This window comes from Mesorhizobium sp. M0960 (assembly GCF_040319055.1).
GTDB lineage: Bacteria > Pseudomonadota > Alphaproteobacteria > Rhizobiales > Rhizobiaceae > Mesorhizobium.
In genome coordinates this window covers 47,005-60,864 of the sequence record NZ_JAMYNN010000002.1, presented here as the reverse complement: position 1 = coordinate 60,864, position 13,860 = coordinate 47,005, and the positions used below count along the sequence as shown (strand labels likewise).

The 13,860-nt window shown below is 62.7% G+C and carries 11 protein-coding genes; 5 read left to right on the top strand and 6 right to left on the bottom strand.

The features are described 5' to 3' along the window. Positions 1-63: 63 nt before the first annotated feature. Both NKH63_RS05250 and NKH63_RS05245 read right to left on the bottom strand, forming a co-directional pair. The gene (locus tag NKH63_RS05250; RefSeq protein ID WP_352591128.1) at positions 64-2,676 is read right to left on the bottom strand and encodes a TIGR02302 family protein; all 2,613 of its coding nucleotides are present in this window, start codon (positions 2,674-2,676) and stop codon (positions 64-66) included. A gap of 213 nt (positions 2,677-2,889) precedes the next feature. Further along, complete coding sequence (locus tag NKH63_RS05245; protein WP_352483515.1) at positions 2,890-3,831, bottom strand: threonine/serine dehydratase; 942 nt, start codon at positions 3,829-3,831, stop codon at positions 2,890-2,892. Positions 3,832-3,893: 62 nt separating this feature from the next. On the opposite strand from NKH63_RS05245, the gene NKH63_RS05240 reads away from it, so the two are divergent. After that, positions 3,894-4,196 (top strand): ArsR/SmtB family transcription factor, encoded by a 303-nt coding sequence (locus NKH63_RS05240; protein WP_352591125.1) that lies wholly within the window; start codon positions 3,894-3,896, stop codon positions 4,194-4,196. Between the two features lie 16 nt (positions 4,197-4,212). Here the strand turns inward: NKH63_RS05240 and lysA are convergent, their stop codons facing one another. The 3 genes from lysA to argH all read right to left on the bottom strand — a co-directional run bounded on the left by lysA (position 4,213) and on the right by argH (position 7,175). Then, entirely contained in the window at positions 4,213-5,481 is a 1,269-nt protein-coding gene (gene lysA / locus NKH63_RS05235) for a diaminopimelate decarboxylase (protein ID WP_352591122.1), read from the bottom strand. A gap of 16 nt (positions 5,482-5,497) precedes the next feature. After that, positions 5,498-5,704, bottom strand: a complete 207-nt coding sequence (locus NKH63_RS05230) for a hypothetical protein (RefSeq protein WP_023677931.1) — start codon at positions 5,702-5,704, stop codon at positions 5,498-5,500. Positions 5,705-5,774: 70 nt separating this feature from the next. After that, positions 5,775-7,175 carry an argininosuccinate lyase gene (gene argH / locus NKH63_RS05225; RefSeq protein WP_352483518.1) on the bottom strand — a complete coding sequence of 467 codons (1,401 nt, stop codon included), beginning with the start codon at positions 7,173-7,175 and terminating at the stop codon, positions 5,775-5,777. Between the two features lie 35 nt (positions 7,176-7,210). On the opposite strand from argH, the gene tlpA reads away from it, so the two are divergent. Next, complete coding sequence (gene tlpA, locus NKH63_RS05220) at positions 7,211-7,894, top strand: thiol:disulfide interchange protein TlpA (protein ID WP_352483519.1); 684 nt, start codon at positions 7,211-7,213, stop codon at positions 7,892-7,894. A gap of 2 nt (positions 7,895-7,896) precedes the next feature. Here tlpA and NKH63_RS05215 read toward each other — a convergent pair whose 3' ends face one another. Continuing rightward, positions 7,897-10,329, bottom strand: coding sequence for a bifunctional diguanylate cyclase/phosphodiesterase (locus tag NKH63_RS05215; RefSeq protein ID WP_352483520.1), 2,433 nt, complete (start codon positions 10,327-10,329; stop codon positions 7,897-7,899). A gap of 293 nt (positions 10,330-10,622) precedes the next feature. Here NKH63_RS05215 and ugpB point away from each other — a divergent pair, with 293 nt between their 5' ends. The 3 genes from ugpB (at position 10,623) to ugpE (ending at position 13,860) form a co-directional block, all read left to right on the top strand. After that, a complete protein-coding gene (gene ugpB, locus NKH63_RS05210; protein ID WP_352641359.1) occupies positions 10,623-11,933 on the top strand; it encodes a sn-glycerol-3-phosphate ABC transporter substrate-binding protein UgpB in 1,311 nt (436 codons plus the stop codon). Between the two features lie 185 nt (positions 11,934-12,118). Beyond that, complete coding sequence (gene ugpA, locus NKH63_RS05205) at positions 12,119-13,003, top strand: sn-glycerol-3-phosphate ABC transporter permease UgpA (protein ID WP_352483564.1); 885 nt, start codon at positions 12,119-12,121, stop codon at positions 13,001-13,003. A gap of 8 nt (positions 13,004-13,011) precedes the next feature. After that, on the top strand, positions 13,012-13,860 hold the full coding sequence (gene ugpE, locus NKH63_RS05200) for a sn-glycerol-3-phosphate ABC transporter permease UgpE (RefSeq protein ID WP_352917666.1): 849 nt from the start codon (positions 13,012-13,014) through the stop codon (positions 13,858-13,860).

Here is a 13,860-nt window from a genome sequence, read left to right as displayed (position 1 = left end):
CGGCGATAGCTGCCACCACGGAGGACCGCGCACGGCGATCTTCCAAAAATGTAGAGTGCAGCCTTACTTCAGCTCCAGCAACCGCTCCAGATAGCTGCGCTCGATATCGGGGCTGAGCGCGTTGCCGAGCCGCTTGCGGATTGCCTCGAGGATCTGGCGCGCGCGCTGCACGTCGATCTCGTCAGGCACTCTCACCGAACTTCCGTCATCGGGACCCTCGCTGGTGCGGGGCCGCCCGAGCGGGTCACGGTCGGCATTCTGCTGGCGTCCGCCCTGCCCGTTGCCGCCCTGGTCGCCTTGCATCGCTTGCAATTGCTTCATCATATCCTTGGCGCCCCTGCGCAAGGCTTCCAATGCGCGGCCCTGGTGGCCGACGGCTTGGTCGCCCTCGCCCTCGCCGAGCGCCTGTTCGGCATTGCCCATGGATTTGCCGGCTTCGCCAAACCCCTCATTGGGGTCGAGGCCCATGCCTTCGAGGCCCTTCCTCAATTGATCGAGCTCGCTCTGCAGCTTGCCCTGGCCTTCCTGCAATTGCTTCAGCGCATCGGCAAATTCCTGCGGCGTCATCGGCTTCGGCCGGCCGAGCGGATCGCGGTCGTCGCCCGGGCTGGGCTTGCCCTCTTCGCCCATCGGGCCTTGCTCACCGTTCTCGCCGAGTTGCTCGTCGCGGTTCTGCCCGCGCTGTTGCTGGCCGCGCTGCATCTGGTCCATACGGAAGGTGTCGTTCATCATCTCCTGCTGGCGCCGCATGATCTCGCCCAGCTTGTCCATCTGCTGGCGCATCTCGCTGTCCTGCTGGCCGCCTTGCTGCTGGCGGCCTGCCTGCAGATTGTTCATCATGTCCTGCAGCTCCGACAGCAATTGCTGCGCCTGGTCGCGATTGCCGGATTTCGCCAGGTTCTCGATTTGGTCCATCATGCGGTCGATGTCGCTCTGGCGCAGTTCCTGGCCGTTTTGCTGCATCTGTGGCGCATTCGGATTCTGCTGCGCCCGCGCCGCGAATTCCTGCAGGAACTGGTTCATCGCCTCGCGCAGTTCCTTCATCGCCTTCTCGATCTCTTGGTCGCTAGCGCCGTTCTTGATCGCATCCTGCAGCGCCTGCTGCGCCTGGCGCAGCCGCTTCTCCGCCGCCGACAGATTGCCTTCCTCGATGCCGAGCGCGATCTCCCAGAGGTAAGCGACCTCGTCGCGCAACTGGTCGTCGCTGTCGGCCATCTTCAGCCGGGTGCGGGCGCTCATGATGGCGAGGTAGTGCGCCATATTGTCGAACGTGTCTTCGGGCCTGAGCGTGATCGCATCCATCAGGTCGAGGACGCGGTCCTTGGCATAGGCGTCGAGCGCCAGCATGCGGCGCTGCTCGACCACGGCCCGCGCCAAGGGGTTGGAGAATGGCCGCTCCGGCATCACCAGCGTCTTGGTTTCGCTGGTCGCCGTGTGTCCGGCGCCGTCGGTGGCGACAAGCGACAGCTTGACGTTGCCACCGGCCCAGACATGGTCGGTCAGATCCTTCGTCGTTTTGGCGGCATTGGCCTTGCCGCCGCGGCGCGGCAACGTCAGCGGCATATCCGGCGGGCCATAGAGCGGATGCGCGTTGGGCACCTGCGGATCGGCCAATGCGAAAACCGCCTTGGCGGAGGCCGCGCCATAGTCGTCGTCGATCTGGTAGTTGAGCTCGAAGGCGCCGTTGACGGCGCGTTTCGGCTCACCGACAAAGCGGATCTGCGGCGGCTTGTCGGGGATTATGGCGAAGGCCCAGCGGCCGAGCTCGCCGTCGCCGGATTGCAGCGTCAGCATGCCGTCGGCCGTCAACTTGCCGCTGAACTGGCGCACGGTGGAAGGCGTTGCAGTATTTGCCTCTGGCTTGGCTTGCGGCCCGGTCGGATCGATGGCGCGGGTGTTGCCGCCGGCGTCGGCGTAGTTCAGCGTTTCCTCGCCCGAACCGCCCGTGACGCGCAGCGACACGTCGCTGCCTTCCGGAACGGTGAAGGTCGGCGCCGCTTGATTGGCATTGTTGGCAAGGACAGGGGCGTTGAGGAATACTGGTGGCCTGCCGGTATAGGCCGGTGGCGTCACCCAGGCATCAATGCGCGGCGGCACGACGTCGCGCGCGGCACGGGCAACAAACCCGTCAGTCAGCTTGCCGCCCGACGGCCCGAAGGAGAAGGCAAAGGCGGTGACCAACAAAAGCGCCGCAACGGCGCGCAACGCCCACGGGTCATGCTCGGGGACGCGCGTGCGCGGCACGTCGCCGCCAAGCTCGCCCAGCCGGTCGGCCATGCGCCGCTGATGCTCGCGCCACAGGGCTCGCGAAAAAATGCTTTCCTTGCCGCTCGGGCGATCGGTCTGGACCTGCACCGGGCTGTGCAGCAACCGGTTGGCCGCCTCGATGCGGCGGTCGACCTCGACACTGGATGGCGTGCGGAAGAAACGCAATGGATAGAGTGCGGCAAGCGCTGCGACGCCGAATGCCGTGATGAGACCGATTCGCGCCAAATCGGGCAAAAGCGGGAACAGACCGAGCCACGAGATACTGAGAAACAGGCTGGCGACGATGATCAGCGGCAGCAGCAACGGCCAGCCGCGCTCGACGATTATTGACACCTGCGTCGCCAGCCGGCTCAAGGCAAGGCGCCCGGCCAGGCTGCGATCGCTGGTGAAGATGGGTCGTTGCGTCATCGGCCCTTCCTGGCCGGGCGGGATAGCCCGGACCTCACGAGTCTATCGCATGGACCCGAAAAGTCGATTTTTCGGGAAGCACGATGCGAAGACCCAAAATCTTAGCGCATACTTCGTGCATTCAGCGGGCTGCACGTCGCTCTAAGGATACCAACAAACACGGCGAAGGCGAGGCGGTTCCCCAAAACGTGAACAATAATGCCCCGGATATTGTCAAAATTTCGCTGGATTGGCGTTTGCGCCGCAGACCAGAACGGCAACGCGCTCGCCCACAGCCGGCCTGTAGCGGCCGGACAGGAGCGCCGCGAAGGCGGCCGCACCGCCCGGCTCGGAGATGATTCGCACATGATCCCACAGCGCCGCCTGGGCGGCGATAATGTCGCCGTCGCCGACCAGGATCGAGCGCTCGACGAACGCCTCAGCGATAGGAAACATCATTTCGCCGACGCGCTTCGGCGCGAGCGAATCGGCGGCGATGCCCTCGGTCGGAGCATCGACAGGCCGGCCCGCCTCGAAAGCGCGGTGTAGCGTCGGCGCACCCTCCGGCTCGACGGCAATGATCCTGATGCGGCCGGAAAACCAAGCGGCGATGCCGCCGATCAAGCCGCCGCCGCCGACAGCGACCAGCAGCGTGTCGAGCTTCGGCAGGTCGGCCTCGATCTCGAGGCCCAGCGTGCCTTGCCCGACCAGCGTCTCCTCCTGGTTGAAGGCGTGGATCTGCAGCGCGCCGGATTTTTCGGCGAAGCTCTCGCTGGCGGCCAGCGCCTCGGCATAACGGGCGCCGCCGACGATCAGCTCGGCGCCATAGCCGCGGATGCGGTCCAGCTTGGCCGGCGGGCTCACTTCGGGAACAAAGATAGTCGCCTTATGGCCGAGCCGCATGGCGGCATAGGCGACCGCGGCGCCGTGGTTGCCGCCCGATGCGGCGACGACGCCAACTGCGGGAACCGGCCGTTCGAGGAGATTGGTGAACGCGCCACGCGCCTTGAACGAGCCGGAATGCTGCAGGCATTCGAGCTTCAGGTCGACAGGCAGAGGCGGGCGGTCGAAATCGGCCATGTCGACGCGCAGCACCGGCGTGTGGCGCACGAAGGGCCGGATGCGGGGTTCCATCGCCGCAATGCGCTCGCGGGTGATCGTGTGGCCATGCAGCATGCTTCACTCCCAGAGTTGCCATTCAGAGTTGACATTACTTAGTAACTTGGCAAAGTGCCTAAATGCAAGAGGTCGACGTCTTCAAAGCGATTGCCAGCGAGCGCAGACTGCAGATCCTCGATTGGCTCAAGGACCCGCGCGCGCATTTTCCGCCGCAGGCGGACGGTGATCTGGTCGAGGACGGGGTCTGCGCGCTGCTGATCGCGGAAAAGCTGGGGATCACGCAGGCGACGCTCAGCGAGCATATGCGCGTGCTCACCCAGGCAAGGCTTTTGCGCAGCAAGCGTATCAAGCAGTGGATATTCTATCGCCGGAACGAGGACAGGATCGCCGAGGCCAGGGCGCTCATCCAGCACCGGCTGTAGCGCTGCAAGGTATCTCTCAGGTCAACCAATCAGGCACCGAATCCAGCCCGATCAATTCGTCATAGGTCTGGCGCGGGCGCACGATGTGGAAGCGGTCGCCGTCGACCAGCACTTCCGGCACCAGCGGCCTGGTGTTGTAGGTGCCGGCCTGGACGGCGCCATAGGCGCCGGCGGTGGCGACAGCGATCAGGTCGCCGGCTTTCAGCCTGGGCAGGTCACGGTCGAGCCCGAGATAGTCGCCGGTCTCGCAGACCGGGCCGACGACGTCGACCTTCATGCGCGGTGCCGCGACCGGCTGCTGCACCACCGGCCTGATGTCGTGGAAGGCGTCGTAAAGGGTCGGCCGGATCAGATCGTTCATCGCGGCGTCGACGACGAGGAAGTTCTTGGCGTCGCCCTCTTTCACGAAGATGACCTCCGAGACCAGGATGCCGGCATTGCCGACGATCAGCCGGCCCGGCTCGAACATCACTTTCAGCCCGAGCTTGGCGACATGCTTACTGACGATCTGGGCATAGGCTTCGGGCAAAGGCGGCGGGTTGTTGTCGACGCGGTAGGGAATGCCGAGGCCACCACCGACATCGATATGCTCAATGGCATGCCCGTCGGCACGCAACGCGCCGACCAGTTCCACCAGCAGCGCGAAGGCGTCGTCGAAGGGCTGCAATTCGGTGATCTGGCTGCCGATATGGGTATCTATGCCGGTGATCCTGATGCCCGGCAACTCAGCCGCGCGGGCATAAACCTTCCGCGCCTGCTGCCAGGGAATGCCGAACTTGTTCTCGGCCTTCCCAGTCGAAATCTTCTTGTGCGTCCTGGCGTCGACATCCGGGTTGATGCGCAGCGAGATCGGCGCGATCTTGCCCAGCGCGGTGGCGCGGGCCGACAGCAGCTCCAGCTCCGGTTCGGATTCGACGTTGAAACAGAGAATGCCGGCCGAGAGCGCAAAATCCATTTCGCGCGCGGTCTTGCCGACGCCTGAAAACAGGATCTTGCTTGCCGGAATGCCGGCAGCCAAAGCGCGGCGCAGTTCGCCTTCCGAGACCACGTCGGCGCCGGCGCCAAGCCTTGCCAGCACCTTCAGCACAGCCTGGTTGGAATTCGCCTTCATGGCATAGCAGACGAGCGCGTCGAGCCCGGCAAAAGCTTCGGCAAAGACGCGAAAATGCCTGGTCAGCGTCGCCGTCGAATAGCAATAAAACGGCGTGCCGACACTGGCGGCGATATCTGATATCGCCACGTCCTCGGCATGCAGTACGCCGTCGCGGTAGTCGAAATGGTTCACGAGATCGGTCCGAAAATCAGAGCAGCGGGTCGAGGATGAATTTCTTGTCCTCGACAGGTTTTTCCGGCTCCGGCGGCAAAGGTTGCTTGGCCTTCTCGGCGTCCTTGCGCGCCTGCACGGCTGCCGCGTAGGGCGTATCGAGCGCAGCCTTCCTGCCGCAGGCCGCAACGGTCGCCATCGCCGCTAGCAGCGTCAGCGTCACCAAAATCCTGCTTCCGGTCATCGCGTCATCCGTCCGAAACTGTTGCCCGCAGCGCTTCTATCCGAGTTTTGCGGCCATTGCACCCCGCGTCTTACGCCTTGGCGAGCCGCTTTTTCCAGTAGCGGATCTGCTTGCGCACCTCGGACGGCGCGGTGCCGCCGAAGCTTGTGCGGCTCCTTACAGAATTCTGCACGGCCAGAACCGAAAACACGTCGGCGCTGATACCGGGGTGAATGGACTGCAAATCCTGCAGCGAAAGCCTGTCGAGCCCGACCTTCTTGTCCTCGGCCAGCGCCACCGCCCGGCCAGTGATATGGTGCGCCTCGCGGAACGGCAGGCCGAGCGTGCGTACCAGCCAGTCGGCGAGGTCGGTCGCAGTCGAATAGCCGGCGCCCGCCGCCTTTTTCATCGCGGCAGTGTTCACCGTCATGTCGCGCATCATGCCGGTCATCGCCGCCAGCATCAGGTCGAGCGTCTCTGCCGCGTCGAAGACGGATTCCTTGTCTTCCTGCATGTCCTTGCCATAGGTCAGCGGCATGCCCTTCATTACCGTCAGCAGGCCGACCAGATGGCCGGTGACACGGCCTGTCTTGCCGCGCACCAGTTCGGCGGCGTCGGGGTTCTTCTTCTGCGGCATGATCGACGAACCCGTCGAGAAGCTATCCGACAGCCTGACGAAACCGAATTGCGGCGTCGACCAGATGATGATCTCTTCGGCCAGCCGCGACAGATGTGTCGCACAGATCGCCGCCAGCCCCAAGAATTCCAGCGCGAAATCGCGGTCCGAAACGCTGTCGAGCGAATTGCGCATCGGTTCGCGAAAACCAAGCGCCGTTGCCGTCTGGTGCCGGTCGATCGGAAAGCTGGTGCCGGCGAGGGCGGCCGCACCGAGCGGGCTTTCGTCCATCCGCTCGATCGCGTCGCGGACGCGCGACAGGTCGCGCGCAAACATCTCGACATAGGCCATGCAGTGGTGGCCGAAGGTCACCGGCTGCGCCGCTTGCATGTGGGTGAAGCCCGGCATCACCGTTGCCGCATGCTCCTCGGCCCGGGCGAGGAACGCTGTGATCAGGCCTTTCAGCGCCTCGGCGACACGAAAGCACTCGTCTTTGACCCAGAGCCTGAGGTCGACCGCCACCTGGTCGTTGCGCGAGCGGGCAGTGTGCAGGCGGCCGGCGGCAGGGCCGATCAAATCGGCGAGGCGGGCCTCGACATTCATGTGGATGTCTTCCAGCCTGGTCGAGAACTCGAATGTGCCGGCCCCGATCTCTGCCAGGATCGTGTTCAGCCCGTGACTGATTTTTTCTTGATCGGCCGCCGAAATAATGCCCGTTTGCGCCAGCATCTCGCTATGGGCGATCGAGCCGCGAATGTCCTGGGCATAGAGTTTGCGGTCGAACGAGATCGACGCGTTGATCGCTTCCATGATTGCGGCCGGACCCGAGGCAAAACGTCCGCCCCACATCTGGTTGCTGGCCTTCTTGTCGCTCATCGCTATAACCCGTGCTCCGGAGCAGTTTTTGAAAAATGGCAGACGGCAATAGATTTTTCCCGGCTTTGCGTCTCATCCTCGCCGCTTTGGTTGCGGGCGTGCTGGCCGGCGCGGTCGCGGTATATGTCAGGGAAAGCGGTTCTGGCAACAACGCGCCCGCGCAAGTGGCCGCCGGCGGCGGCAAGGACGACGTCGCCTGCGCCGCCAGGACCGACCATGCCAAGAAGATCGCCGCGGCCGCTACCGGTCAAGTCGCCGCGCTTTTGCCGGCGGATCCGCCGCAATCGCTGAAAAGCCTCGCCTTCAACGGCCCCGACGGCAAGCCGACGACGATCGCCGATCATGCCGGCAAGACGGTGCTGCTCAATCTGTGGGCAACATGGTGCGCACCTTGCCGCGCCGAAATGCCGGCGCTCGATGCACTGCAGAAGGAGATGGGCAGCGACGCGTTTCAGGTTGTTGCAGTCAACGTCGATGCCGGCGACGATACCAAGCCGAAGAAGTTCCTCGAGGACACCGGGGTCAAGGCGCTCGGCTATTATCGCGATGCCACCATGGCACTGTTCAACGACGTCAAGACGCGCGGCCTGGCGCTCGGTCTGCCGGTCACCATGCTGATCGATGGGCAAGGCTGCCTGATCGCCCATATGAACGGCCCGGCCGAATGGTCAGGGCCGGATGCCAAGCGTCTGGTCGAGGCAGCGCTTCAGCCGGGATAGGCTCAGACCGTGCGCAGGCGCGGCTTGAGCACGGCGATGCTTGCGCCGCGCCGGCTGGCGGCGCGGACTGCCGGAGCCGTGACGCCCGTCAACTCGCCGAATGTCTCGATCGGAGCCGGTTTGCCGAGGTAATAGCCTTGCCCGATCTCGCAAGCCTCGGCGTCAAGGAACTGCAATTCGCCCGGCGTCTCGATGCCCTCCGCCAGGACCGGCAGCCCGAGACCGCGTCCAAGCCCCAGCACGGCGCGGACGATCGCCGCGAACTGGCCGTTCTTATCGACCGATTTGATGAACGACCCGTCGATCTTGATCTTGTCGAAGGGAAAGGCGCTAAGGTTGGACAGCGAAGAATATCCGGTGCCAAAATCGTCCATCGCCACATGCACGCCAAGCGCCTTGACCTGCCTCAAGGTTGCCAATGCGCGGGGCATGTCCTTCACTAGGGCCGTTTCGGTGATCTCCAGTTCGAGCCTGCCGGGTGCGAGGCCGGATCTCGCCAGTGCGTCGTGCACCTTGCGGCTGAAGTTCGGATTGTGAAGCTGCACGGCGGAGACGTTGACGGCGACCATCAGCGGATTTGTCCAGCGAACTGCATCGTTACAAGCCGTCGTCAGCACCCAGTCGCCGATCTGCGCGATGGCGCCGCTGTCCTCGGCCACGGGGATGAAAACGGCCGGGGAAATGTCGCCCCGCTCCGGATGCTGCCAACGGACCAGGGCTTCGAAGCCGATCATCTTGCCGCTGCGGATTTCCTTCTGCGGCTGGTAGACGAGGTGGAACTCCTTGCGGGCGATCGCCTGGCGCAGTTCATGCTCCATCACGCGCTTGTCGCGGGCCGCGGTGCCCATGGCTATCTCGAAAAAACGATACGTGTCCCTGCCCTCGGTCTTGGCGCGATGGAGTGCCGTGTCGGCATGGCCGATCAGGCCGGCCTGATCTTCGGCATCCAGCGGAAAGAAGGCGATGCCGATGCTGGCCGAAACAAGGCCGGAGCCGACTGAAACCCTGTTTTCCTCCCGGATCGCCGCCAGCAAGTCCTCGGCTATGCGGCCTGCGGCCAGGGGGTCGGGGAGGTTCGGAGCTAAGACGGCAAACTCGTCGCCGCCGAGACGCGCGAGCATCTGTCCGTGGCGCGGAATGCCGGAAATGCAGTGCGCCAGCTTCTGCAGCATGGCGTCACCGGCGCTGTGGCCGTAGAGGTCGTTGACTTGCTTGAATCGGTCGAGGTCAAGCAGCAGGAGCGCCAGATATCCATCCTTGCTGCCACGCTCCATCGAAGCGATTTCTGCTTCGAGCCGGGAAGAAAAGCTCCGCCGATTGGCAAGCCCGGTAAGTGGATCGAAATGCGCGAGACGGAGGATCTCTTCTTCCGCCTTCTTGCGCTCACGGATGTCGCGAACGGCAAGCACCGTATGAGGCCTGCCGCAGTAGGCGATCTTCCTGGCGATCAGCTCGACAGGAATTCTCGTGCCGTCGCTGCCCCTCAATTTCGTTTCTTGTGCCTGTTCGCCGAAGCCGGATACATCGGCTGCGCTCTGTCCATCGAACAGCTCGCCGAGTTGCATCGTGTTCAGGGTGGCTGTCGCCGTGCCCGTCAGTTTCGCCATGCTGTCATTGGCGCTGACTATGCGTGTGCCATCGCAAACGATCAGCCCTTCGACCGCGGCATTGGCGAGATCGTGCATGCGATCGGCCTCGAGCCTCTGCCGGCGAAAGCGCAGGTCGATCCACAGCGCGGCGCCTGACAGCACAAGGATTACCAGGCTGGCGACCGCTGCGGCAAAGGCCTGGGAAATGGGCTCGATGGAATGTTCGGATATTTCAATCGAGGAATCCGGAATGATCGACACCGCGCCCATCGCGATGAAATGCAAGCTGCAAATCGCCAGCGTCAAAAGCGCGGCGCCACCAAGTGTTGCGAGCGCGGACGGGCGGCGCAAGACGACAAGGAGCGCCATTGCCGCGAGCGTCCCGCCGGCCAGAAGCGATATCGCGACAAGGAGCAGGTTCCATACGATCCGGCCCTCGACCTCGAACGCCGCCATGCCGATGTAGTGCATCGTCGCGATGGCACCACCGAGAATGGCACCGCCGACGAGGAAATGGTCGATGCCGCGGCGCAAGGTGGCAACCCACATCCCAAGCGCGGTCAGGATGACGGCGGCGGCAAGCGAAAAGGCGGATAATCCCGGATTGTATGCGTTTGGTATTCCCGGCGTAAACGCAGTCATGGCGATGAAATGCGTCGCCCATATGCCGAACCCGGTCGAAGTTGCGGCGATCATTAGCCAGACAAGCCGGTTTCGGTTGGTCGATCGGCCGACGTGCTTAAGGAGATTTACTGCAGAGAAGCAAGAAATGCCGCAGACGAGGGCGGCAAGTGCGACCAGTCTCAGGTCGTGCTGACTTACAATACAATTATAGACCGTCAGCATCCTGGGTTCACTCGGTCTGCCAAATAACAGGGGAGGTGTGACTGATTAGCTCTTGGAGATTTTAACGAATGGTTAACCCGCGGGCCATGAGGCGGGCCTTTTCGGGGGAAAACCGATGCGCTCCGCCGAGAAGGCGGTGATGTAGTTCCTGGCGACGCTTTCGGTAGCGAGCGCACTTTAGCCGGAAGCGATGTTCATTGACCCGCAACAAAACCGTTGTCCGATTGTCATCAGCGCCACATATTGGCTTTGCGAGAGTGCCCCTTTCGCCAATGACAAACGGGAGATGAAACATGAAGTTCTTCGGCTTCGCGGCCGGTGTTGCCGCCACCTTGACCCTGCTTTCCACCACCTCCGCCTTCGCCGTCACGCAGATCAGCTGGTGGCACGCCATGACCGGCGCCAACGCCGAGGTCGTCGCCAAGATCTCCAAGGATTTCAACGCCAGCCAGAGCGACTATGAGCTCGTTCCGGTGTTCAAGGGCACCTATCCGGAGACGCTGAATGCCGGCATCGCCGCTTTCCGCGCCGGCCAGGCGCCCGATATCCTCCAGGTGTTCGACGTCGGCACCGGCGTGATGATGGCGGCCGAGGGTGCGATCAAGCCGGCGGCCGATGTGCTGACCAGTGCCGGGATGACCTTTGACAAGAGCCAGTATCTGCCCGGCATCGTCGGCTATTATTCGAAGCCGGACGGCACCATGCTGTCGTTCCCTTACAACTCCTCGTCGCCGATCCTCTACTACAACAAGGACATTTTCCAGAAGGCAGGCCTCGACGTGAACAGCCCGCCCAAGACCTGGAACGAGGTGTGGGAAGCTGCCAGGAAGATCAAGACGAGCGGCGCCGCCCCTTGCGGCTATACCTCGACCTGGCTGACCTGGATCCATCTGGAGAATTTCGCGGCGTGGAATGACGTGCCTTGGGCCACTCAGCAGAACGGCCTGGCCGGCGGCGATGTCGAACTCAAGATCAATGCGCCAATTTTCGTCAACCACTTCCAGGCGCTCGCGGACCTGGCCAAGGACGGCACGTTCAAGTATGGCGGTCGCACCTCCGAAGCCAAGCAGATATTCCTCGCTGGCGAATGCGGCATCTTCACCGAATCGTCGGGCGGCCTCGGCGATATCGTCAAGTCCGGCATGAACTATGGCATCGGCCAGCTTCCTTACGATAGCGACGCCAAGGGCGCACCACAGAACACCACGCCGGGCGGTGCCAGCCTGTGGGTGTTCGGCAACAAGTCGGACGAGGAATATAAGGGTGTTGCCGCCTTCTTTGCCTATCTGTCCAAGACCGATGTGCAGAAATATCTGCACCAGAAGTCGGGATACCTGCCTGTGACGCTCGCCGCGTATGAGGCGACCAAGAAATCAGGCTTCTATGACAAAAACCCCGGCCGCGAGACACCCATCCTGCAGATGACGGGCAAGGCGCCGACCGACAACTCGAAGGGCGTGCGCCTGCCGAATCTGCCGCAGGTGCGTGATATCCAGAATGAGGAGTTGGAGAAGATGCTGGCCGGCCAGCAAACCGCTCAGCAGGCGCTCGACAATGCGGTCACACGCGGCAACGCCGCGATCAAGGAAGCGCTGGAGAACTGACGAGATTATCTCGGTTAAAGCGCGTCGCGTTTGAATGGCCACATGCGACGCGCTTTAAGCTCTTGTTCTTATGCATGTCGTTATCCCAAAACCGCTGCGCACTTTTGGGCGACATGCGTTAGTCGGTTGAAATATCGCCCACGCGAGCTCGCGTTGGCGACACCTGGATAGTGAGGGAAATCAGCCTGTCTCCACGCGTCGTATTTCCCAACAAGATCCTGCCGTACCTGCTGGTGGCGCCACAACTCGCCATCACCCTGGTTTTCTTCTACTGGCCGGCCGGTCAGGCGCTTTACCAGTCGATGCTCAGGCAAGACCCGTTCGGGCTGAAGAGCAGGTTCGTCTGGTTTGCCAATTTCCGGAAGGTGCTGGCCGATCCGGCCTACCTCAACTCGATCAAGGTCACGGTGGTGTTCTCGCTTGCGACCGCGATCGTTGCCATGGTTGTGGCCCTGCTGCTCGCGGTCATGGCCGAGAAGGCCGTGCGCGGCAAAGGCCTCTACCGCACACTGTTGATATGGCCTTATGCCGTCGCGCCGGCGATTGCCGGCATGCTGTGGCTTTTCTTGTTCAATCCTTCGATCGGCTCGTTGGCCTATTTGCTGAGAAGCCTCGGCATCGCATGGGACCCGCTGCTCAACGGCACCCACGCCATGATCCTGCTGGTGTCGGCGGCTGCCTGGAAGCAGATCAGCTACAATTTCCTGTTCTTCGTCGCCGGCCTGCAGGCGGTGCCGAAAACGCTGATCGAGGCGGCGGCCATGGATGGCGCCGGCGAGACCAAGCGCTTCTGGACCATCGTCTTCCCGCTGCTTGCGCCGACAACCTTTTTCCTGCTGGTCGTCAACACCGTCTATGCCCTGTTCGACACGTTCGGCATCGTTCATGCCGTCACCGGCGGCGGCCCGGGCAAGACGACCGAGACGCTGGTCTACAAGGTCTACAATGACGGCTTCGTCAATCTGATCCTGGGTGACTCGGCGGCGCAGTCGGTCATCCTGATGGCCATCGTCATCGCGCTCACAGCCATCCAGTTCCGCTATGTGGAACGCAAAGTCCATTACGGCTGAGGGCAGCGATGATCGGCCAATCTCCGCTCCGCACCGTCATCGCCCATGCCGTGCTTATCCTTGGCATATTGATCGTGGCTTTTCCGATCTACTACACCTTCGTTGCCTCGACGCACACGCTGCAAACGATCCTCAGGCCGCCGCTGCCGCTGTTGCCCTGCGTCCAGCTATGGAACAATTACAGCGAGGCGCTGTTCGGCGGCATTGGTCGTATCGGCGGTGTCAGCGTCGGCAGACTGCTCCTCAACACCACGATCATGGCGCTCGGCGTCGCGGTGGGAAAGATCTTCATCTCGATCCTGTCGGCCTACGCGATCGTGTTCTTCCGCTTTCCGCTGCGCATGACCTTCTTCTGGCTGATCTTCATCACCTTGATGCTTCCGGTCGAGGTGCGCATTCTGCCGACCTACAAGGTGATGGTCGATCTCGGCATGATCGACACCTATGCCGGCCTGATCATCCCGCTGATCGCCTCGGCCACCGCAACGCTGCTGTTTCGCCAGTTCTTCATGACCATCCCGGGCGAACTGGTCGAGGCGGCGCGTGTCGACGGTGCCGGTCCATGGCGCTTCTTTTTCGATATTCTGGTACCGCTGTCGCGGACAAACATCGCCGCGCTGTTCGTGATCCTCTTCATCTACGGCTGGACGCAGTATCTTTGGCCGCTGCTCGTCACCAACAGCAACGACATGAACACCATCGTCATCGCGCTGCGAAAGATGGTTTCCTTCGCCGATGCCGACACCCAATGGCACCTGGTCATGGTCACGGCGATGCTGGCCATCGTACCGCCGATCCTGGTCGTGGTGCTGATGCAACGCTGGTTCGTGCGCGGCCTGGTCGAATCCGAAAAGTGA